Here is a 20,905-nt window from a genome sequence, read left to right on the forward strand (position 1 = left end):
ATGTGCCAACGCTCACTACAACTCATACCACATTTGGTGACGCGGACTCCAAGCCGAGATTTTTTCTGTCACCAAATTATCTTTGCGGCACTGACTCACACTTTGTAGCCCCAGCCGGCTTTTAGCATATCGATTGCAAAAAGAGCCGGGCTAAGCATGGCCAGGCGATCATAACAATCAGGAGTCTACAAACGTGAACAAACCTACTCTGCCTCATTCGGTACTTTGGCAGGCGATGTTGCCAATCATCGCCGCGGGTGTGTTGGTCGGCTGTAATTCATCGTCTGACGATGATGACGTCGACACCGGCACGCAAACGGTCACGGTCTACTACAAAGCCAACGACACCGTGACAACATTGAGCGCCGACAGTACGGCCTACGACAATGCGACCTTATACATCTGGAACGACAGCAACTGTAACGCCTTTGCTGGGGATACCAGTGCCGCCTCGGATTGGAACCAAGGGCTCCCCGCAGACGGTGTTGATCCTGAATTTGGTGCCTACTGGACGCTCAGCTACAACCAAGACAGCACGCAGTGTATTAACTTCATCCCGCGTGTCGACGGCAACAAAGTGCTGGGAGAATACGATGGCAAAATCGATCTGACCCAACTGGGAGAAAACGACAGCGCCTACACCCAGCAAGGGGTTGCAGCGGTGTATCCGGAATTGATTCCAACCAGTGACTTGGCGGCCAACACCACACGTATTTACTTCAATAGCACCGACGGTGATCTCGACACATTTTATCTGCACGTGTGGAATAAAGAAGCCTGCACCAGTTTTGATGACAGCAATACCACGTGGCCGGGGATGGCCCCCACCGGCTTTAGCGCCGCGTACGGCGCGTATTGGGATCTGCCAACCAATGATGACAACACCTGCATCTACATCCTTCCTAACGACAACGGCGACTATAAAACCGCCGACTTGAGTTTTGATTTTGCCAAGCAAAGCGTCATTGGCCCGATTGGATTTGTGTTTAAAGGCATCGACAAAGTTTATTACGAACCTTTAACCCGGTTACCGCAAACGCAAGTCACCCTGAGCGGCGCCAGCGCCATTTTTGCCGATGCCAGCACGCTGCTGGTGGCTAGCCTCGATGCCACATCGCTGTCGCTGTACTACTCCGAAACCGGCGATCTGGCGTTTGACAGCAGCAGTAAAACCGTGACCGGTTTTGATGACCTCATCACCACCAGCCAAGCGGGCAGTGATGATTGGAAGAGCAGCAAACCGCACCTAGTCGATGCCTTCAAGGCGTTTCAATTTGATTTTTCCACCGCGCAACACGATTTAAAAACCATGCTCAAAGGCCAGCTGTGGTTGGTCGCAAGTGACAGCAGCGGCGTGATTCTGGCGACCGAAGTGCAACCTGCCAGCGCTTTGGATGCCCTCTACGCCGATACCGCCAGTCAGTTGCAATATGGTGCGATCGTCAGTGGGAACACCACCAGCTTCCGTCTCTGGGCCCCGACCGCGCAATCGGTCGATTTGGTTGCCTATGATGCCGACAAACAGCTCAAAGAAACCATTACGATGAACTGGGACAACACGTCCGGTAGTTGGTATGCCGCCGAGACGGCGCTGGCGCATGGCGATTTTTACCGCTACCGCGTGAAGGTGTACCACCCTGCGACCGATCAGGTGGAAGAGTATGAAGTCACCGACCCATACTCTCACAGCTTGGCCCGCAACTCGGAATACAGTCAGGTCGTGAACCTCGACAGCAGCGAGGTGACGCCAACCGGTTGGGGCACCTTAAGTGCACCGCATACACAAGACAACCCCTCTCAATTCGTCTTGTACGAAGCGCACGTGCGCGATTTCTCCTCATCAGACAGCAGCATGGCCGCGCAATACCGTGGCAAGTTTGCCGCCTTTACACAAAGCGATTCCGTGGCGGTCAGCCATCTGAAAGCGCTGGCGGATTCTGGCGTCACGCACCTGCACCTGCTGCCGGTGTTTGACATTGCCACCATCAATGAAGACCCCGATCAAGTGGCCGATATCGACCAGCCATTCAGCAAGCTGTGTGAACTGCAGCCGACGGTCAGTGCCGACAGCGCCTTTGGCGCCTACTGTAGTAGCAGCCAAACCATTGCCGATGTGTTTAGCGCGCTGCAAAGCGACGACAAACAGACGCAGGCCGTGCAACGCCTGAACGCGTTTGTGCGTGATGTGGACAGCTTCAACTGGGGCTACGACCCATTCCATTACACGGTGCCGGAAGGCTCTTATGCCAGCGATCCGGATGGCCTAGCGCGGATTCTTGAATTCCGTCAGATGGTCATGGCGATCAAGCAAGACGTCGGCCTCAATGTGGTCATGGACGTGGTGTACAACCACACCAATGAGTCGGGCACCTCTTCAAAATCGGTACTCGACCGCATCGTGCCTTGGTATTACCAACGCTTGAATGAATATTCCGGCAGCGTTGAGAACTCCACCTGTTGTTCCAACACCGCGCCAGAAAACCGCATGTTTGCCAAGTTGATTGACGACTCCATCGCCACGTGGGTCCGCGACTACAAAATCGATGCCTTCCGTTGGGATTTGATGGGCCATCACCCCTTGGCACAGATTCAGCACACACTGCAAGTCGCACAAGCGATTGATCCTCAAGTCTACTTCTATGGTGAGGGTTGGGATTTTGGTGAAGTGGTCGGCGATCGTATGTTTACCCAAGCCAGCCAATCCAACTTAGGCGGCACCGGGATTGGATCCTTCTCGGATCGCTTGCGTGATGCGGTGCGTGGCGGCGGCCCATTCGATAGTCAAGACGCTCTGCGTTCAAATCAAGGCTTCGGCAACGGCATTTACGTGCAGCCCAATGACTTAGCGTCGAGCGACACTCTGGCCAGCGCGCTGCATCTGTCTGATTTGGTTCGCCTTGGCATGGCCGGTAACCTCAAAGCGTTTACCTTTATCGACAGTCAAGGCAACACCATCACGGGTGAAGAACTGGACTACAACGGTCAACCCGCCGGTTATGCGGAAGATGCGTGGGAAATCCAAAACTACGTCTCGAAACACGATAACCAAACGCTGTGGGACAACAACCAGTACAAAATCGCCTATGACGCCCCCGTCGAAACGCGTGTCCGCATGCAAGCCGTCAGTCTCGCATCCGCCATGCTAGGGCAAGGGGTGCCGTTTATCCACATGGGCAGCGAACTGCTACGTTCGAAATCCATGCAGCGCGACTCGTACGACTCGGGCGACTGGTTCAACCGCGTCGACTTTAGCATGCAAGGCAACAACTGGGATGTGGGCTTGCCTCGTTCTGATAAAGATGGCGACAACTGGGACATCATCACCCAAGTGATCACCGGTGCAGGGGAAGCGGCGAATCCAGGCGCAGACAACATCGCAGCGATGAACCGCTACTTTATGGAGATGGCCCAATTGCGCGCCTCATCCGGTTTGCTGACGTTAGGCAAAGGCAGCGAGATCATCAAACGCGTTGCCTTCCACAACACCGGAAGCACTCAAATTCCTGGCTTGATCGTGATGAGCATCAACAACAGCACCGACGTGTTCGATTCAACCATCGATGCTGAGCGCAGTGGCCTGATCGTGGTTCTCAACGCATCACCGACCGCGGTTAGCAATTTCGCCGGCGTGGATGCCAGTGGCTATCAGCTGCATAGCATTCAACAACAGGCGGGCAGTGATTCAATCGGCTTTGGTGCCAGCGTAGACGACGGCAAGCTGTCCGTTCCGGCTTGGTCTGTCGCCGTTTTTGAAGCCCCAATCACGAATTAAGTCATCACACATTGTCCATAACCTTTGCGCTGAGCGTAGCATACGACGCTCAGCGCTTTTTTTTGTTGCAGCGATCTGACCCAAAATAGGGATACAGTTCAGACTTTTAGTGTGTGAGCATTGTCCATATTTTCAAAGCGGACAATAATTTCATTAACTTATTTGTTCAAAGTGTTTAACGTCATGGACTCGACCTACACCATCATCATCGCCGATGATCATCCGCTATTTCGCAATGCCTTGTTCCAATCGGTGCACATGGCAGTCAGTGGGGCGAACCTTCTTGAAGCCGATTCGCTCGAAGCGCTGCTCGCATTGCTCGACAAAGGATCGGAGCCGGACCTATTACTACTGGATTTGAAAATGCCCGGTGCCAATGGCATGTCTGGGCTAATTCACCTGCGCGCCGAACACCCGGATTTGCCGATTGTGGTCGTGTCGGCCAGTGAAGAGCCGTCGGTGGTGTCACAAGTTAAAAGCCACGGCGCGTTTGGCTTCATTCCCAAATCGAGCGACATGCGCAGCTTAATCAGTGCGATTAATCAGGTGTTGAACGGCGAACCATACTTTCCGGAAGGGCTGATCGCAAATGCAGGCGCGTGCAACGATCTGGCGGAAAAAATAGCCGCCCTCACCCCCCAACAATACAAGGTTCTGGGCATGTTATCGGACGGTTTATTGAATAAGCAGATTGCTTATGAGTTGAATGTTTCGGAAGCCACCATCAAAGCACACATGACGGCGATCTTCCGAAAACTTGGGGTGAAAAACCGCACGCAGGCGGTGATCCTGTTGAAGGAGATCAGCGAGTAAATTTACTCGCTCACTTCCTGAATATCTTTCTCGGCTGGCAGACGCAGACCCACTTTCACCACCTGCCAGTCCACCACATCCGCCACAACCCAATACAGGCCGTGCCACTCAAAATGGTCACCAAGAACCGGCGTGGTGCCAAGGTGTTCGGTCACCAAGTCCTTCAGTGTTTTCTCATCATTGAGTTCGCCGAGATCCAAACCGTAAATCATCGCCACATCGGACAACTTCGCATCGATATCCAGGAAGAAGTCACCAAAGAATCGCGCCAATGACGCTTTTTCAGGCGCTTCACTAAACAACTGACTCAAGGCTTCCAGATCTTTTTCCTGCGCCAACACACACAGCGTATCGCCTTCTTCCAGCTTGGTACTGCCCGATGGGTGAAGCAACTGCTGCTGACGGAAGAGCGCCGCAATCCGCGTGCCCTCAGGCATGAAGAGATTACGCAGTGGCTCGCCAATACACCATTTTTCCTGTTTCAGCTTATAGATGAACAGTTCCCACTCGCTGGTCGGGAAAATTTCCACGCCCGTGCGAGACATCGGCTCCGGTTTAGATGGCAATTCCACTTTCGCCAGTGACATCGCTTTGGTCAGCGTTCCGCCCTGCACAATCAGCGATACCATGACCACGAAAAACGCCAAGTTAAAGTAGAGCTGCGCGCCCGGCAGACCGGCCATCATCGGGAATACCGCCAGGATGATCGGCACAGCGCCGCGCAGACCCACCCAAGAGATGAACCATTTTTCACGCGCGGTAAAGCTCTTGAATGGCAACAGGCCAATCCAAACCGAAATAGGACGCGCAAACAAGATCATCCCAAACGCCAATGCCAGACCCGGTAGCATGATCGACACCAGATTCGACGGCGTCACCAGCAGCCCCAGCACCAAGAACATGCCGATTTGCGACAACCACGTCATGCCATCCAGCACGTTCAAAATCGAGTGGCGGCTGCGCGTTGGACGGTTACCAATCAGTAACCCCACCAAATAAATCGACAAAATGCCACTGCCGCCCAGCGCATTCGACAACGCAAAAATGATCAAACCACCGCTGATGGTCAGAATCGAATACAGCCCTTCTGGCAATTGGCTGCGGTTAATCAGTTTCCACAGTAGCCAACCGCCACACAGGCCGAGCAACGCCCCCAAACCGAACTGCTTCACAAAACTCAGCGCCAGAAAACCTGCGCTCAGATCGGTGCCTTGGCTACCCAGCACGGCAATCATTGTCACGGTCAAAAAGACCGCCATCGGGTCGTTGGTCCCCGATTCAATTTCCAGTGTAGCGCCGACACGTTCGTTCAGGCTGCGTCCTTTCAGCAGCGAGAATACCGCTGCCGCATCGGTCGAACCAACAATCGCGCCAACCAAAATCCCTTGCATCAAATCGAGATCAAATAGCCATGCCGCCATCAATCCCGTTAACATGGTGGTAATCGCCACCCCCACGGTCGCAAGCGATACCGAGGGCCAAAATGCCACTCGAAAACTTGCCACCCGAGTGCGCATACCGCCGTCGAGCAATATCACCGCCAGCGCGAGGTTACTCACCAAATACGCAACCGGATAATTATCAAATAAAATGCCCCCGAGCCCATCTTCCCCAGCCACCATACCGACGGCAAGAAACACCAAAAGAATTGGAATACCCAATTTTGAGGATACAGGGCTTAAGAGTACGCTAAGCGCGATAAGTAATGCGCCAATCAGAAAAAAGCTGTTGATGGTGATCGCGTCCACTCTTTAGCTCCCTTGATTAAATTGTTGTTATTATACGGTGGAACCCCACCGCCCGCTGCTCGCCTATTGTGCACGAAAACTCCCCACTTTTACGAAAAGTTTGTGTAAACAAATACCACCAAGTTCTCATGGCATAAGACTTGCGCCGATCTTGCCCTCACGCTCATGACACCAATTTCGCATCAAAACGTTATCTGAACACAATTTTATGACGTTCTGGTGTTAGACCTTTGGCTAATTTAACACCACCTTAACATAAAGCACACATCACAAACTCGCAGACACGCTTTGATTTTAAAGCGTTTTAAACAAAAAACGTCACGACTAAAGTTGCACAGATCCCTTGCCAAAACACTGCTAGATTACAAATCGTAACATTGCGTTAACACAACATCTCATCAGGAATAGAAACGGAAGGAGAAGGCCATGGCGTTCGAATCAACAGAACATGCTCAAGCCTACTGGAAGGAAAACTTGGGAATTATGGGCGCACTGCTCGCAGTGTGGTTCCTTGTGTCATACGGGGCCGGCGTGCTGTTTGTCGATGCGCTGGACACCATTCAAATTGGCGGCTTTAAACTCGGCTTTTGGTTTGCCCAGCAAGGCTCTATCTACACCTTTGTCGCCCTAATCTTTATTTACGTTGCGCGCATGAATGCGCTCGACAAGAAATATAACGTACATGAAGACTAAGAGGGTTTAGAAATGGATATTCAAACTTGGACGTTTATTCTGGTTGGTCTCTCATTTGCGCTGTACATCGGTATCGCGATTTGGGCACGTGCGGGATCCACCAGTGAGTTTTATGTCGCCGGCGGTGGGGTTCACCCGGTGGCAAACGGCATGGCCACGGCAGCCGACTGGATGTCAGCGGCTTCTTTTATCTCCATGGCCGGGATCATCTCTTTCATCGGTTACGATGGCGCGGTTTACCTGATGGGTTGGACGGGCGGCTACGTGCTGTTGGCACTGTGTTTAGCACCTTACTTGCGTAAGTTCGGCCAGTTCACCGTGCCTGACTTCATTGGTGAGCGTTACTACTCCAAAACCGCCCGTATGGTTGCGGTATTCTGTGCGATTTTCGTCTCGTTCACTTACGTGGCCGGACAGATGCGTGGTGTGGGTGTGGTGTTCTCTCGTTTCCTCGAAGTTGACATCAACATGGGCATCATCATTGGTATGGCGATCGTGTTCTTCTACGCCGTACTGGGTGGCATGAAAGGCATCACTTATACGCAGGTGGCTCAATTCTGTGTGCTCATTTTCGCCTTCCTTGTGCCCGCCATCTTTACCTCAATCATGATGACGGGTAATCCGCTGCCTCAACTGGGCATGGGTTCCACCGTTGCCGGTAGCGATGTGTACTTGCTGGATAAACTGGATGGCTTAACCCAAGAACTCGGATTTACCGCGTATACCCAAGGGAACAAGAGCATGGTGGATGTGTTCTTCATCACCGCCGCGCTGATGGTGGGGACCGCGGGTCTCCCCCACGTCATCATCCGTTTCTTCACCGTGCCGAAAGTCCGTGATGCGCGTATCTCGGCAGGTTGGGCATTGCTGTTCATCTCATTGCTGTACACCACCGCACCGGGTGTGGCTGCGTTTGCTCGCGTCAACATGATCGACACCATCAACGGTCCGGACATGCAAGGCGTGCCGGGAGATCAAGCACCAAGCTGGTATAAGAACTGGGAAAGCACTGGCCTAGTCGGCTGGGAAGATAAGAACGGCGATGGCCGCATGTTCTACTCGGGCGACGAACGCAACGAGATGAGCATCAACCGTGACATCATCGTTCTGGCATCGCCAGAGCTGGCCAAATTGCCAAACTGGGTCGTCGGCCTACTGGCTGCGGGTGGCTTAGCCGCAGCACTGTCAACTGCAGCAGGTCTGCTGCTGGTGATCTCAACCTCGATTTCACATGACTTGTTGAAAAAAGGCTTCCGACCCAATATGACCGACAAACAAGAGCTGCTCGCGGCGCGTTTGGCGGCCATCGTGGCCATCATCGGTGCTGGTTACTTGGGGATTAACCCGCCCGGATTTGTGGCGCAGGTGGTTGCGTTCGCCTTCGGCTTGGCTGCCGCCTCCTTCTTCCCAGCCATCATCTTGGGTATTTTCTACAAGAAGATGAACAAAGAAGGGGCGATTGCCGGTATGGTCGCAGGTATTGTCTTCACCGCAGCGTACATCATCTACTTCAAGTTCATTAACCCAGCGGCAAGCACGCCAGACAACTGGTTCTTCGGCATCAGCCCAGAAGGCATCGGTACACTGGGTATGTGTCTGAACTTTGTGGTCTCAATCGTCGTGAACAAGTTCACCGCCGAAGTCCCGAATGAAGTTCAAGACATGGTGGAGTCTATCCGTTATCCGAAAGGTGCCGGTGCTGCTCACGACCATTAATCCTCTCCAGAGGAGCGAATTGTAGGGATTCTCTCCACAAAAAAGCCCGGGCACATGTCCCGGGCTTTTCTTTGGCAATTCACCACGTTTTGTCTACGCTTTGGCAACCGAAAAATTCGGATTCACCGCCGTCAGTTTGCGGATCAGGTAGTTAAGCAGCACACCGTACATTGGCACGAATAGCCCCAAACTGATGATCAATTTAAAGCTGTAATCCACCAGCGCGATTTCCGTCCAGTGCTGCGCCATAAACGGATCGGGACTTTGATAAAAAGCAATCGCAAAGAACGCGATGGTATCGAGCGCATTCCCAAACAGCGTAGATGCCGTAGGCGCGACCCACCACTGCTTCAATTGGCGCAGGCGGTTAAACACATGCACGTCCATGATTTGGCCGAGCAGATATGCCATAAAGCTTGCAGCCGCAATACGCGCGACAAACAGGTTGAATTCACTCAGCGGCGCCACACCCTGAAATTGACCTTCAAAGAACACCACCGACAACCCATACGACACCAAAAGCGCCGGCAACATCACCAAAAAGATGATTTTGCGGGCCATCGGCGCCCCAAAGATACGTACCGTTAGGTCGGTTGCCAGAAAAATAAACGGGAACGTGAAAGCGCCCCACGTGGTGTGGAAGCCAAACACGGTAAATGGAATCTGCACCAGATAGTTGCTCGAGGCAATGATCACCAGGTGAAATAGAACGAGATAGGATAAAGCTTTGCGCTGCTGCGCAGGGGTAAAGTTACTCATTGTGTACCTTTTTAGTTTGTTTTGGGGGCGAGGGAACCCAAATGGAAGCCGCAGCTTCACGCATCAATGTTCATGTTGACGTCGTTCTGGCTCGCAGCCAGCGTCAAGGGCGGCGATTATACCGTAATCAATTCGCCCTGCAAGTGAGCAAAAAATAGCAAACGTTTTTATCCTCAAATGATTGTGTTTTGCTCCGATCACGCCCACCACGAAACCGATCTCATTCGGTGACCTTTTGCTTGAGAAGATCCAAAGGATCGTGCTAATCTTCGCCTCCATTTTTCTGGCCTAAAATTCATCCTCTGAATGAACAAATGCGGGCCAGTGCTATCTTTTAGGGTGTTGCACGCACATGCGTGAGCACACAATCCCAACCCAAAGTGGAACCGAACAGATGGGCAAAGGTACTCTATACATCGTCTCTGCACCAAGTGGCGCAGGCAAATCGAGCTTGATCGCGGCGCTGTTGGAACGCAATCCAACGTACGCGATGAAAGTGTCCGTTTCGCACACCACGCGCGGCATGCGCCCGGGCGAACAAGACGGCGTGCACTATCACTTCGTTCAGAAGGAGCACTTCGAAGACTTGATTGGAAAAGGCGAGTTTTTGGAGTACGCCGAAGTGTTCGGAAACTACTACGGCACATCCCGTGTTTGGATTGAGGACACACTAAATAAAGGTATTGATGTCTTTTTGGACATTGACTGGCAAGGTGCGCGTCAAATCCGCGAACAGATGCCAGCATCAAAAAGCATCTTTATTCTGCCGCCATCCAAAGAAGAGCTGGAACGTCGTTTAAACACGCGCGGCCAGGATAGCGAAGCAGTGATTGCAAAACGGATGAGTGAAGCGCAGTCAGAAATTTCGCACTACAGCGAATACGACTACGTGATCATCAACGACGATTTCGATGTCGCACTGATGGATTTTAAAGCCATCATGCGTGCAGAAAGATTGAAGCAGGATAAGCAAGCTGCTAAATATAGCAGTATGCTGGCTGCACTTCTGGCGGACTAAGCCCGCCACCATGAAATTGGCCAGCCTGTCGCTAGTATCTCAACGCGTTAGGCTGTATACTTTCTCGTCATTCAACATTTTAGTTAACTATTTGGAGTTCTCATGGCACGCGTAACTGTTCAAGACGCTGTTGAAAAAGTTGGCAACCGTTTCGACCTAGTTCTGATTGCGGCTCGCCGCGCTCGTCAAATGCAAACTGGTGGTAAAGACTCACTGGTGCCTGAAGAGAACGATAAGCCAACGGTTATCGCTCTACGCGAAATCGAAGAAGGTCTTATCACGAAAGATGTGCTAGACGCACGTGAACGCCAAGAGCAGCAAGAGCAAGAAGCAGCAGAATTGGCAGCGGTGAGCAGCATCGTGCACAACCGTTAATTCTGCATCAGGAATTAATCAACACTCGGGCCTGAAATTTGTATCTATTCGATAGCCTCAAAGATGTTGCCCAGGAATATCTCACAGAGCCTCAAATTGAGGCTCTGCGCCAATCTTATGTGGTGGCACGAGATGCCCATGAAGGGCAAACCCGCTCCAGCGGCGAACCTTACATTATCCACCCTGTTGCCGTAGCTCGAATTCTGGCAGAAATGCGTTTGGATTTAGAAACGCTGCAAGCCGCCCTCCTGCATGATGTTATCGAAGATTGTGACGTCACCAAAGAAGACCTCGAAGCTCAGTTTGGCCATGCCGTGGCAGAACTGGTGGACGGCGTTTCGAAGCTCGACAAACTCAAATTCCGCGATCGCAAAGAAGCACAGGCTGAGAACTTTCGAAAAATGGTCCTGGCCATGGTGCAGGACATTCGCGTCATCCTGATCAAGCTGTCAGACCGGACTCACAACATGCGCACGTTGGGCGCCCTTCGCCCAGATAAAAAACGTCGCATTGCCCGTGAAACACTAGAAATCTACGCCCCGTTGGCACACCGCCTCGGCATTCACAACATCAAAACCGAGCTTGAAGAGCTGGGCTTTGAAGCCCTGTATCCCAACCGTTATCGCGTTCTGAAAGAAGTGGTGAAAGCCGCGCGCGGTAACCGGAAAGAGATGATTCAGCGCATTCATAGTGAAATCGAAGGCCGTTTGCAAGAAGTGGGCTTGCCTGCTCGTGTGGTGGGCCGCGAAAAGAACCTGTTCTCCATCTACAACAAGATGAAAACCAAAGAACAGCGGTTCCACACCATTATGGATATTTACGCGTTCCGCGTGGTGGTCGACACTGCCGATACCTGTTATCGCGTGCTCGGTCAGGTACACAGCCTGTACAAGCCGCGTCCGGGGCGTATGAAAGATTACATCGCCGTCCCCAAAGCCAACGGTTACCAATCCATACACACCTCCATGGTCGGCCCGCACGGCGTGCCGGTGGAAGTACAGATCCGTACCGAAGACATGGATCAAATGGCAGACAAAGGGGTCGCGGCACACTGGTCTTACAAAGCCAACGGCGATCGCGCTGGCACCACCGCGCAGATTAAAGCGCAGCGCTGGATGCAAAGCCTGCTTGAGCTACAACAAAGCGCCGGTAACTCGTTCGAATTTATTGAAAACGTCAAATCCGATCTGTTCCCAGATGAGATTTACGTCTTCACGCCCAAAGGCCGCATTGTGGAACTGCCTGTCGGCGCCACCGCGGTTGACTTTGCGTATGCGGTGCACACCGATGTGGGCAACACTTGTGTCGGCGCGCGTGTTGATCGCACGCCGTACCCACTGAGCAAACCGCTGAAAAACGGCCAAACCGTTGAAATCATCAGCGCGCCGGGCGCTCGCCCGAACGCAGCATGGCTCAACTATGTGGTCACCTCACGTGCGCGCACCAAGATTCGTCAAGTGCTGAAAACCATGCGCCGTGAAGAGTCGATCACCTTAGGCCGCCGTCTGCTCAACCATGCGCTGGGCGACTTGTCTCTGAGTGACATCAGTGAAGACAACATCAAACATGTGCTCAGTGATCTCAAGATCGCGTCTGAAAACGATCTGCTGGCCGCAATTGGTCTGGGCGAACTGATGAGTATCGTCATTGCACGTCGTCTCCTCGGCGATGCTGACGAACTGACGGAACTGGAAACCAAAGACAGCAAACCGAAGAAGAAACTGCCGATTCGCGGCGCGGAAGGCATTCTGCTGACGTTCGCCAACTGCTGTCATCCAATTCCAGGCGATTCGATCATTGCCCATGTGTCACCGGGCCGAGGTTTGGTGGTCCACCGCGAAACCTGCCCGAACGTGCGCGGTTATCAACGTGAACCGGATAAGTACATGGCCGTGGAATGGAGCCGAGATTACGAGCAAGAGTTCATTGCCGATCTGCGTGTGGACATGCAAAACCGTCAAGGCGCACTCGCTGAGCTGACCAACGTGATCTCCAATACCGGATCGAACATTCATGGCTTGTCGACCGAAGAACGAGATGGTCGCCTCTACACCGTGACGGTCTCGCTGACCACCAAAGATCGCGTCCATCTGGCGGGCATCATGCGTAAAATTCGTGCGATGCCCAATGCGCTGAAAGTCAGGCGCAGAAAGTACTAACTCACACTGTACACTGCCCTTGATAGCCACCTATCAAGGGCTTTTTTATTTTACGAGAGACCCAAATCGTGCCGCCATTTGCCAGCATGTGGGTCCCCCAAGAGTCCTCACCATGAATTTAGATCGTTACGCCCGAATTCAGGAAGTCCTGAAAGCCCGTCAAACCGACTTAACCGTGTGTCTGGAAGAAGTGCACAAACCCAACAATGTCTCCGCCGTGATTCGCACCGCTGATGCCGTCGGCCTGCACAAGATTCACGCCGTGTGGCCAAACGAGCAAATGCGCACCCTCACGCACACCTCAGCGGGCGCGCGCAACTGGGTGGAAGTGGAAACACACAACAGCACGCTGGACGCGATCAAAACCCTGAAAGCGCAAGGCATGCAAGTGCTGGTGACCAACCTGTCAGACGACGCGGTCGACTTTCGTGACATCGACTACACCCAACCCACGGCGATCATCGTGGGCAGTGAAAAAGTCGGCATCTCCAAGCAAGCCTTGGCACTGGCCGACCAAGACATCGTGATTCCCATGGTCGGCATGGTGCAATCGCTCAATGTGTCGGTGGCCAGCGCGTTGATCTTGTATGAAGCGCAGCGCCAACGTCAGCAAGCGGGCATGTATGAGCGAGACGAAAGTCCGCTGCCCGCAGACACCATCAACCGCATTCTGTTTGAACGCGGCCATCCGGTGCTGGCGAAAGTCGCCAAACGCAAAAAGCTTGCCTACCCATCATTGGATGACGCAGGTCAGATCGTGGCCGACGAAGCATGGTGGAAAGCGATGCAGAGCGCGTAATTGGCCCTTCGTGCCGATTTACCCCTGTACAAATAGACAGCTCAGTGTTTGAATAGCAATTTGATGTTTGAATCGTCACGCCGAGTTTACGTCGGGATTTGAGGGGTCACACGTGACTCCGTCCATTGGTTATGTGGTTGAATTTATGTCGCAACTTCTTTCAGCAATTCCATTAAGCTCCCTGTCCGGCGTCGGTGCCAAGGTGGCCGAAAAGCTGGAAAAAATTGGCTTGAACAGCGTTCAAGATTTGCTGTTTCACTTGCCGCTGCGCTATGAAGATCGCACGCGCGTCTACCCCATCATCAAACTGCATCCGGGGCTGTGGGCCGCGGTGCAAGGCAAAGTGATGGCGGTCGATACCACCTTTGGTCGCCGTAAAATGCTGACGGTCAAAATCAGCGATGGCAACGGCACGCTCACGCTGCGTTTTTTCAACTTCACCGCAGGCATGAAGAACAACTTCGCCGACGGTAAGTTAGTACACGCTTACGGCGAAATTAAACGTGGTAATGGCGGGCTGGAAATCATCCACCCGGATTACAAGTTTTTCGCGCCAGCGCAAAACCCCGATGTCGAACCCAACTTGACCCCGGTTTACCCGACCACCGATGGCCTGCGCCAGCTCACGCTGCGTAACCTCACCGATCAAGCGTTGGCGCTACTCGACAAAGCCGCAGTACAAGAGTTACTGCCCTCTGGGCTGTATGACCACCAAATTACCCTCGCCCAAGCGCTGCACACCATTCACCGCCCACCGGCAGACATTGACTTAAGTCTGTTTGACGAAGGCCGTCATCCAGCGCAGATTCGCCTGATCATGGAAGAGCTGCTGGCGCAAAACTTGTCGATGCTCGCGGTGCGCAGCAAAGGTCAGCAAGACGTCGCGCTGCCGCTGCCGGAGACCCATCAGCTCAAACAACAACTGCTGGCACAACTGCCTTTCTCGCCCACCCAAGCGCAAGCACGCGTGGTGCGTGAAATCGAAGCCGACCTCGCCAAGCCCCACCCGATGATGCGACTGGTGCAAGGCGATGTGGGTTCAGGCAAAACCTTGGTGGCGGCACTGGCGGCCGTGCGCGCACTCGAACACGGCTATCAGGTTGCGCTGATGGCACCGACCGAACTCTTGGCTGAGCAGCACGCCCTCAACTTTGCCAACTGGTTTGAGCGCATGGGCATTCCCGTTGGTTGGTTAGCTGGGAAACTCAAAGGCAAAGCCAAAGAAGCGGAACTGGCGCGCATCGCCAGTGGCGAAGTCAAAATGGTGGTCGGGACGCATGCACTGTTTCAAGAGCATGTGGTGTTTGATCACCTGTCGCTGGTGATCATTGATGAGCAGCACCGCTTTGGGGTTCACCAACGTTTAGAACTGCGTGAAAAAGGCGCCAAACAAGGCACGTACCCACATCAACTGATCATGACTGCCACGCCGATTCCGCGCACCTTGGCCATGACCGCCTATGCCGATTTGGAAACCTCCATCATCGACGAATTACCTCCAGGCCGCACACCGATTCAAACCGTGGCCATTCCCGACACCAAGCGCGCCGACATCATTGAACGCGTGCGCCATGCGTGCCTGACTGAAGGCAAGCAAGCGTATTGGGTCTGCACCCTGATTGATGAGTCCGAAGTGCTCGAAGCGCAAGCGGCGGCAGACACCGCCGAAGAGCTGCAACGCAAACTGCCAGACCTCAACATTGGTTTGGTGCACGGGCGCATGAAACCGGCCGAAAAGCAGGCCGTGATGCAAGCATTTAAAGACAACCAGCTGCATTTATTGGTCGCCACCACGGTGATTGAAGTCGGGGTGGATGTGCCCAACGCCAGCCTGATGATCATCGAAAACCCAGAACGTTTGGGACTGGCGCAGTTGCACCAGTTGCGTGGCCGGGTGGGTCGCGGCTCGGTGGCCAGCCATTGTGTCCTGCTCTACCATGCGCCGCTGTCAAAAACAGCGCAAAAACGCCTCGGCGTCCTGCGCGAGAGCAATGATGGCTTCGTGATTGCGCAGCGCGATTTAGAAATTCGCGGCCCCGGCGAACTGCTGGGCACCAAGCAGACCGGTTTGGCCGATTTCAAAATCGCCGATCTGGTGCGAGACCAGCGCCTGATCCCCGAAGTGCAACGCATCGCCCGCCACATTCACCAACAATACCCCGACAATGCGGTCGCAATCATCGATCGCTGGTTGGGTGAACGCGACGTGTACGCCAAAGCCTAAAACGCGCGAGATCGCCTTCGCCGCTTTTCCTCAAGCGGCGTCCTCAAGCCTTGCCAATTGACGCCGATCAATCACGAGCCTCAACCTCCTGGCAAACGTTTGCTTTCTTGAGTAAAACCTCTATAATCGCCGCCAAATTTGAGTAAACGCAAACGTTTACCTTGGGAAGAATCCCCATATCCTGAGCCGGACCTGATTAACAGCAATCACAGATAACGTCCGCGTTCCGCTTCCAATGCCCACTCAGCGCATACGAAGTGACATGACACATTAGGAAACTGCCATGACAACCCAAAACACGCGTAAGTCCGATCTGGTTTACCAGCTCAATGACCGTCCGCCACTGCCACAAACGTTTTTTGCCGCTTTGCAGCACCTGCTGGCGATGTTTGTTGCCGTGATCACCCCATCCCTGATCATCTGTCAGTCACTGGGTGTGCCGGCCGATCAGACCAATACCATCATCAGCATGTCGCTGTTTGCCTCCGGTCTGTCTTCATTCATTCAAATTCGCACCATCGGCCCCATTGGCTCCGGTTTGCTGTCGATTCAAGGCACCAGCTTTAACTTCCTTGGCCCCATCATTGGCGCAGGTTTGGCACTGAAAGCGGGTGGCGCAGACATCGCCACCATGATGGCGGCGATTTTTGGCACCATCCTTGTGGCGTCTTTCGCCGAAATTCTGCTCTCGCGCGTCCTGGAATTTGCCCAGCGCATCATCACCCCGCTGGTCTCTGGCATTGTGGTGACGCTGATTGGCTTGACGCTGGTGCAAGTGGGCTTGGTGTCGATGGGTGGCGGCTATGCGGCACTGGGCGACGGCACCTTCGGGAGTCTGGATAAACTGGCACTGGCTGGCACCGTGTTGGGGCTGATCGTGCTACTCAACCGTTCACGCAACCCTTACGTGCGTGTGGCATCCATTGTGATTGCCATGCTGGTCGGTTACATCATGGCGTACCTGATGGGCATGGTCGACACCAGCCAACTGGGCGCCACTGAGATGATTGCCCTGCCGATTCCGATGCAATACGGCCTCGGCTTTGACTGGTCACTGTTTATTCCGCTGGTACTGATTTTCCTTATCACGGCACTGGAAGCGATCGGCGATATCACCGCGACGTCTGAAGTGTCAGGTGAGCCAGTGAAAGGCCCGGTCTACATGAAACGCATTAAAGGCGGCGTGCTGGCAGACGGCATCAACTCCGCGCTGGCAGCGGTGTTCAACAGCTTCCCGAACTCCACCTTCAGCCAGAACAACGGCGTGATCATGCTGACCGGTGTCGCCAGCCGTTATGTCGGTTACTTCATTTCCGGCATGTTGGTCCTGCTGGGCCTGTTCCCGGGTGTGGCGAGCTTTGTTCAGCTGATTCCGGAACCAGTGCTGGGCGGCGCAACCATCGTGATGTTCGGTACCATCGCTGCAGCGGGTGTGCGCATCATTTCTCGCGTCGACCTCGACCGCCGCGCCATTCTGATCATGGCGCTGTCGTTCTCGATGGGCCTGGGCATCGCGCAAAAACCAGAAATCCTGCAATTTATGCCCGACTTCATTAAGAGCATTTTCTCTTCAGGTGTCGCAGCCGGTGGGATCACCGCGATTCTGCTCAACCTGCTGTTGCCAGAAACGCATGTCACACGCGAAGACGCGCAAGACGACGTGAAAGAAGCGTAAGCCATGTGTATGCACTGCATGCACAATTGAGACGAAAAAAGCTCGCCAGATGGCGAGCTTTTTTGTGGGTGATGTTTACTTGATGGCCCAACGCTAATGATGGCCAACCTGCGTCAGCTGGCCGCACTTTGGCACGTCAGGAACGCATCATTTTCGTTCGTATCGACGTATCCGTATCAGCGTGTCGGGAAACTGATTTGTGCTTTCAAACCACCCTCGCTGCGATTGTTCACCGCCACCGAGCCGTGATGTTGGCTGATGATGCGCTTCACAATGGCCAGCCCCAATCCCGTGCCTTCACTGCCGCGGGCGGTATCGCCCCGAGTAAACGGTTCAAACAACTTATTGACCTGCGACGGCTCGATGCCCGGGCCATTGTCTTCCACACACACCCACGCCATTTTTTTATCCACAGTCAGGCCGGTACTCACTTTGACCCAGCCATTGCCGTAACGCAGCGCGTTCACAACCAAGTTGCTCACCGCCCGCTTGATGGCGATCGGATTACCAAAGGCTGGCACAAATTCAGGGTGCAAACTCACGTCGACTTGCACTTCGTAGCCGCCTTCCGAAGTCGCCACATCGTTGGCAATTTCATTGAGGTCGACTTGTTCAAAGCTCTGTTTATTGACCGGTTTGAGGTAGTCCATGAACTGGCTGATGATCTCGTTGCACTCTTCGGTGTCGCTGATAATACCTTCGGCAAGGTAGCTCTCTTCCGGGGACATCATTTCGGTCGCGAGGCGAATGCGGGTCAGCGGCGTGCGCAAATCATGACTGATGCCCGCCATCAACAGCGCGCGGTCGGCCTCCAGCGCTTGAATGCCCTTAGACATCTGATTAAACGCCCGAGTGACCGAGCGAATTTCACTGGCCCCTTTTTCTGGCAGTGGCGGCGGAATTTCCCCACGCCCCACCGCTTTGGCCGCTTTTTCCAGCGCGATCAACGGCCGGTTCTGTAAACGAATAAACAGCCAACCGCCAACCAGAATCAACACCGCCATCACAATGCTATTGCGAAACAGCGGCGCAAAGTCCTCTTCCTGCAACTCCGACAGCGGAATGCGCAGCACTTGCCCCGGCAGCAGATCGATCTTCATCCACAGCACGTAACTGTCTGGCCCAACGCCCATGCGCACTTCCGTCGGCGAACCGAGTTCTTGCGACATCTCCTCACTCATCAAATCTATGCTGACCGAATGGTTAAAGCCATCCGCCAGTGGGCTGTTTTCGTTAAAAATACTCACGCCAAGCTGCTCCAACACGCGGCGACGCATCGGGACATCCATCGCCAAGCTGTCATCCGCTGGGGTCAGGGAATCATCGAGCATCAGGCTGATTTCATGGCTGAGGATTTTGTTGAACTGCTGCAAACTCGGCATCAGCGCGTAATTAAACAACGCGTAATAGGAGTACGCTTGGCTGGCGATCAGCAGGGTGAAAAACAACAGAATGGTTTGAGTAAATGAGCTGCGAATACGCATGCGACACCTTTTGGGGCAAGGGAAAATTCAGCACCAATATCAGGGCGACACTGGTGCTGCAAGGGGCGTCAGATTAGCTGGCGGCTTTGCCATCGGGAACAAACACGTATCCCAGACCCCACACGGTCTGGATGTAACGCGGTTTGCTTGGATCCACTTCCAGCATGCGGCGCAGGCGGGAAATTTGCACGTCAATCGAACGTTCCATCGCGGAATATTCGCGGCCACGTGCCATGTTCATCAGTTTGTCACGCGACAACGGCTCACGCGCGTTGGTCACTAGGGCTTTGAGCACAGCAAATTCACCCGACGTCAGCGGCATCGCCTCTTCGCCGCGGAACATTTCACGCGTGCCAAGGTTTAAGCGGAATTCACCAAACTCGACCACGGTATCGTCTGCGCTTGGCGCACCCGGGGCTTCAATCACCTGACGACGCAGCACCGCTTTAATGCGTGCCAGCAGTTCACGTGGGTTAAACGGTTTTGGCAGGTAGTCATCGGCGCCCACTTCTAGGCCGACGATACGATCAATTTCATCGCCTTTAGCGGTCAACATCAGAATCGGAATGGCGTTGTTGGCATTGCGTAGACGACGACAAATCGACAGACCATCTTCACCCGGTAGCATCAAATCCAGTACCATCAGGTGAAACGTTTCACGGGTTAACAGGCGGTCCATCTGCTCACTGTTTGCGACGCTGCGCACCTGAAAGCCTTGTTCAGATAAATAACGCTCCAGCAATGCACGCAAACGCGCGTCATCGTCGACGACTAAAATTTTGTAGTTTTCTTGCATGTGTCCTGATCCCACTAATTAAGTGACTGCCCCCGAAAAGACGGGGGCGAGTAAAATGTAACACTGTTATGCGCAGTAAGATTCAAAGAATTGTTAATGTTTATTTCCGCTTACGCCGCATGGCAGCTTGCGTGATGCGACTTGCCGCGCTCGCGATGCACCAATTTGCTTTTATCATAGTCCATCGCAGGGGAACAACTCGTTTCATACTGCACAAAACAAAAAGCCAGCCACATGGGCTGACTTTCTCATTCATGAGCACACTGGCTTACAGGTCACGGACTAAACGCGCGATCGCATCCCAGTCGCCGCGGTCCATCAAGTCGGTGGGCACCATCCACGTTCCGCCACAGGCAACCACGGCCGGAATCGACAAATACTCAGCCACATTGCGCGGATTTACGCCGCCCGTTGGCATAAACTGCACGGGGTACACGGCGCACAGCGCTTTGAGCATCGCCACACCACCCGACGGCTCCGCCGGGAAAAACTTCACCGTGCGAAGACCCAGTTCCATGGCTTGCTCCACCAAGCTTGGGTTGTTCACGCCCGGAACAATCGCAATGCCCCGTTGCTGACAGTATTTCACCGTGGTGGGGTTCAACCCTGGGCTGACGATGAAATCAGCCCCCGCACTGATCGCTTGATCCACTTGCTGCGTGGTCAGTACGGTGCCCGCACCAATCAACAGCTCTGGGTAGGCGTCGCGCATCAAGCGAATCGATTCCTGCGCTGCGTCGGTACGAAACGTGACTTCAGCACACGGCAAGCCGTTTTCCACCAGCACTTTCGCCAGCGGCACCGCGTGCGCCGCATCATTGATCGCAATGACCGGGACAATTTTGATGTGTTGCAGTCGTTGTTCAAGCGTCAT

15 protein-coding genes are annotated in these 20,905 nt (G+C 53.7%); 10 read left to right on the plus strand and 5 right to left on the minus strand.

What is annotated here, in order from left to right:
• Positions 1 to 193 precede the first annotated feature (193 nt).
• Together pulA and ACF8PK_RS21405 are read left to right on the plus strand one after the other, a co-directional pair.
• On the plus strand, positions 194 to 3,772 hold the full coding sequence (gene pulA / locus ACF8PK_RS21400; RefSeq protein ID WP_392443475.1) for a pullulanase-type alpha-1,6-glucosidase: 3,579 nt from the start codon (positions 194 to 196) through the stop codon (positions 3,770 to 3,772).
• Positions 3,773 to 3,955: 183 nt separating this feature from the next.
• Entirely contained in the window at positions 3,956 to 4,585 is a 630-nt protein-coding gene (locus tag ACF8PK_RS21405) for a response regulator transcription factor (RefSeq protein ID WP_004728494.1), read from the plus strand.
• A gap of 2 nt (positions 4,586 to 4,587) precedes the next feature.
• Here ACF8PK_RS21405 and ACF8PK_RS21410 read toward each other — a convergent pair whose 3' ends face one another.
• On the minus strand, positions 4,588 to 6,333 hold the full coding sequence (locus tag ACF8PK_RS21410; RefSeq protein ID WP_392443478.1) for a potassium/proton antiporter: 1,746 nt from the start codon (positions 6,331 to 6,333) through the stop codon (positions 4,588 to 4,590).
• 426 nt (positions 6,334 to 6,759) lie between these two features.
• On the opposite strand from ACF8PK_RS21410, the gene ACF8PK_RS21415 reads away from it, so the two are divergent.
• Positions 6,760 to 7,026 (plus strand): DUF4212 domain-containing protein, encoded by a 267-nt coding sequence (locus ACF8PK_RS21415; RefSeq protein ID WP_004728492.1) that lies wholly within the window; start codon positions 6,760 to 6,762, stop codon positions 7,024 to 7,026.
• Between the two features lie 12 nt (positions 7,027 to 7,038).
• Complete coding sequence (locus tag ACF8PK_RS21420; protein ID WP_004728491.1) at positions 7,039 to 8,742, plus strand: sodium:solute symporter family protein; 1,704 nt, start codon at positions 7,039 to 7,041, stop codon at positions 8,740 to 8,742.
• 93 nt (positions 8,743 to 8,835) lie between these two features.
• Here ACF8PK_RS21420 and ACF8PK_RS21425 read toward each other — a convergent pair whose 3' ends face one another.
• Positions 8,836 to 9,501 carry a 7-cyano-7-deazaguanine/7-aminomethyl-7-deazaguanine transporter gene (locus ACF8PK_RS21425; RefSeq protein ID WP_004728490.1) on the minus strand — a complete coding sequence of 222 codons (666 nt, stop codon included), beginning with the start codon at positions 9,499 to 9,501 and terminating at the stop codon, positions 8,836 to 8,838.
• Positions 9,502 to 9,895: 394 nt separating this feature from the next.
• Here ACF8PK_RS21425 and gmk point away from each other — a divergent pair, with 394 nt between their 5' ends.
• From gmk to ACF8PK_RS21455, 6 genes are all read left to right on the plus strand, one after another.
• Complete coding sequence (gmk, locus tag ACF8PK_RS21430; protein ID WP_014204297.1) at positions 9,896 to 10,519, plus strand: guanylate kinase; 624 nt, start codon at positions 9,896 to 9,898, stop codon at positions 10,517 to 10,519.
• A 102-nt stretch (positions 10,520 to 10,621) separates the two neighbouring features.
• A complete protein-coding gene (gene rpoZ / locus ACF8PK_RS21435; RefSeq protein ID WP_004728487.1) occupies positions 10,622 to 10,894 on the plus strand; it encodes a DNA-directed RNA polymerase subunit omega in 273 nt (90 codons plus the stop codon).
• A gap of 38 nt (positions 10,895 to 10,932) precedes the next feature.
• Positions 10,933 to 13,053, plus strand: a complete 2,121-nt coding sequence (gene spoT / locus ACF8PK_RS21440) for a bifunctional GTP diphosphokinase/guanosine-3',5'-bis pyrophosphate 3'-pyrophosphohydrolase (protein ID WP_004728486.1) — start codon at positions 10,933 to 10,935, stop codon at positions 13,051 to 13,053.
• A gap of 112 nt (positions 13,054 to 13,165) precedes the next feature.
• Complete coding sequence (trmH, locus tag ACF8PK_RS21445) at positions 13,166 to 13,852, plus strand: tRNA (guanosine(18)-2'-O)-methyltransferase TrmH (protein ID WP_004728485.1); 687 nt, start codon at positions 13,166 to 13,168, stop codon at positions 13,850 to 13,852.
• 145 nt (positions 13,853 to 13,997) lie between these two features.
• Positions 13,998 to 16,076, plus strand: a complete 2,079-nt coding sequence (recG, locus tag ACF8PK_RS21450) for an ATP-dependent DNA helicase RecG (protein WP_392443527.1) — start codon at positions 13,998 to 14,000, stop codon at positions 16,074 to 16,076.
• A 283-nt stretch (positions 16,077 to 16,359) separates the two neighbouring features.
• Positions 16,360 to 17,751 carry a uracil-xanthine permease family protein gene (locus tag ACF8PK_RS21455; RefSeq protein ID WP_004728483.1) on the plus strand — a complete coding sequence of 464 codons (1,392 nt, stop codon included), beginning with the start codon at positions 16,360 to 16,362 and terminating at the stop codon, positions 17,749 to 17,751.
• A gap of 176 nt (positions 17,752 to 17,927) precedes the next feature.
• Here ACF8PK_RS21455 and envZ read toward each other — a convergent pair whose 3' ends face one another.
• From envZ to ACF8PK_RS21470, 3 genes are all read right to left on the minus strand, one after another.
• Positions 17,928 to 19,235, minus strand: a complete 1,308-nt coding sequence (envZ, locus tag ACF8PK_RS21460; protein ID WP_004728482.1) for a two-component system sensor histidine kinase EnvZ — start codon at positions 19,233 to 19,235, stop codon at positions 17,928 to 17,930.
• A 73-nt stretch (positions 19,236 to 19,308) separates the two neighbouring features.
• A complete protein-coding gene (gene ompR, locus ACF8PK_RS21465) occupies positions 19,309 to 20,031 on the minus strand; it encodes a two-component system response regulator OmpR (protein ID WP_014204292.1) in 723 nt (240 codons plus the stop codon).
• A gap of 268 nt (positions 20,032 to 20,299) precedes the next feature.
• A complete protein-coding gene (locus ACF8PK_RS21470) occupies positions 20,300 to 20,905 on the minus strand; it encodes a bifunctional 4-hydroxy-2-oxoglutarate aldolase/2-dehydro-3-deoxy-phosphogluconate aldolase (RefSeq protein ID WP_004728480.1) in 606 nt (201 codons plus the stop codon).

The sequence above is a fragment of the Vibrio sp. CJQ_6 genome (assembly GCF_043106745.1).
GTDB classification, from domain to species: Bacteria; Pseudomonadota; Gammaproteobacteria; order Enterobacterales; family Vibrionaceae; genus Vibrio; species Vibrio furnissii.

What these genes read in the sequence shown, in the direction of transcription:
- envZ (WP_004728482.1), bottom strand. Translation starts at nt 19,235, where the DNA reads ATGCGTATTCGCAGCTCATTTACTCAAACCATTCTGTTGTTTTTCACC.
- ACF8PK_RS21405 (WP_004728494.1), top strand. Translation starts at nt 3,956, where the DNA reads ATGGACTCGACCTACACCATCATCATCGCCGATGATCATCCGCTATTT.
- ACF8PK_RS21425 (WP_004728490.1), bottom strand. Translation starts at nt 9,501, where the DNA reads ATGAGTAACTTTACCCCTGCGCAGCAGCGCAAAGCTTTATCCTATCTC.
- ACF8PK_RS21420 (WP_004728491.1), top strand. Translation starts at nt 7,039, where the DNA reads ATGGATATTCAAACTTGGACGTTTATTCTGGTTGGTCTCTCATTTGCG.
- gmk (WP_014204297.1), top strand. Translation starts at nt 9,896, where the DNA reads ATGGGCAAAGGTACTCTATACATCGTCTCTGCACCAAGTGGCGCAGGC.
- rpoZ (WP_004728487.1), top strand. Translation starts at nt 10,622, where the DNA reads ATGGCACGCGTAACTGTTCAAGACGCTGTTGAAAAAGTTGGCAACCGT.
- ompR (WP_014204292.1), bottom strand. Translation starts at nt 20,031, where the DNA reads ATGCAAGAAAACTACAAAATTTTAGTCGTCGACGATGACGCGCGTTTG.
- ACF8PK_RS21415 (WP_004728492.1), top strand. Translation starts at nt 6,760, where the DNA reads ATGGCGTTCGAATCAACAGAACATGCTCAAGCCTACTGGAAGGAAAAC.
- ACF8PK_RS21470 (WP_004728480.1), bottom strand. Translation starts at nt 20,905, where the DNA reads ATGACGCTTGAACAACGACTGCAACACATCAAAATTGTCCCGGTCATT.
- recG (WP_392443527.1), top strand. Translation starts at nt 13,998, where the DNA reads ATGTCGCAACTTCTTTCAGCAATTCCATTAAGCTCCCTGTCCGGCGTC.
- ACF8PK_RS21455 (WP_004728483.1), top strand. Translation starts at nt 16,360, where the DNA reads ATGACAACCCAAAACACGCGTAAGTCCGATCTGGTTTACCAGCTCAAT.
- trmH (WP_004728485.1), top strand. Translation starts at nt 13,166, where the DNA reads ATGAATTTAGATCGTTACGCCCGAATTCAGGAAGTCCTGAAAGCCCGT.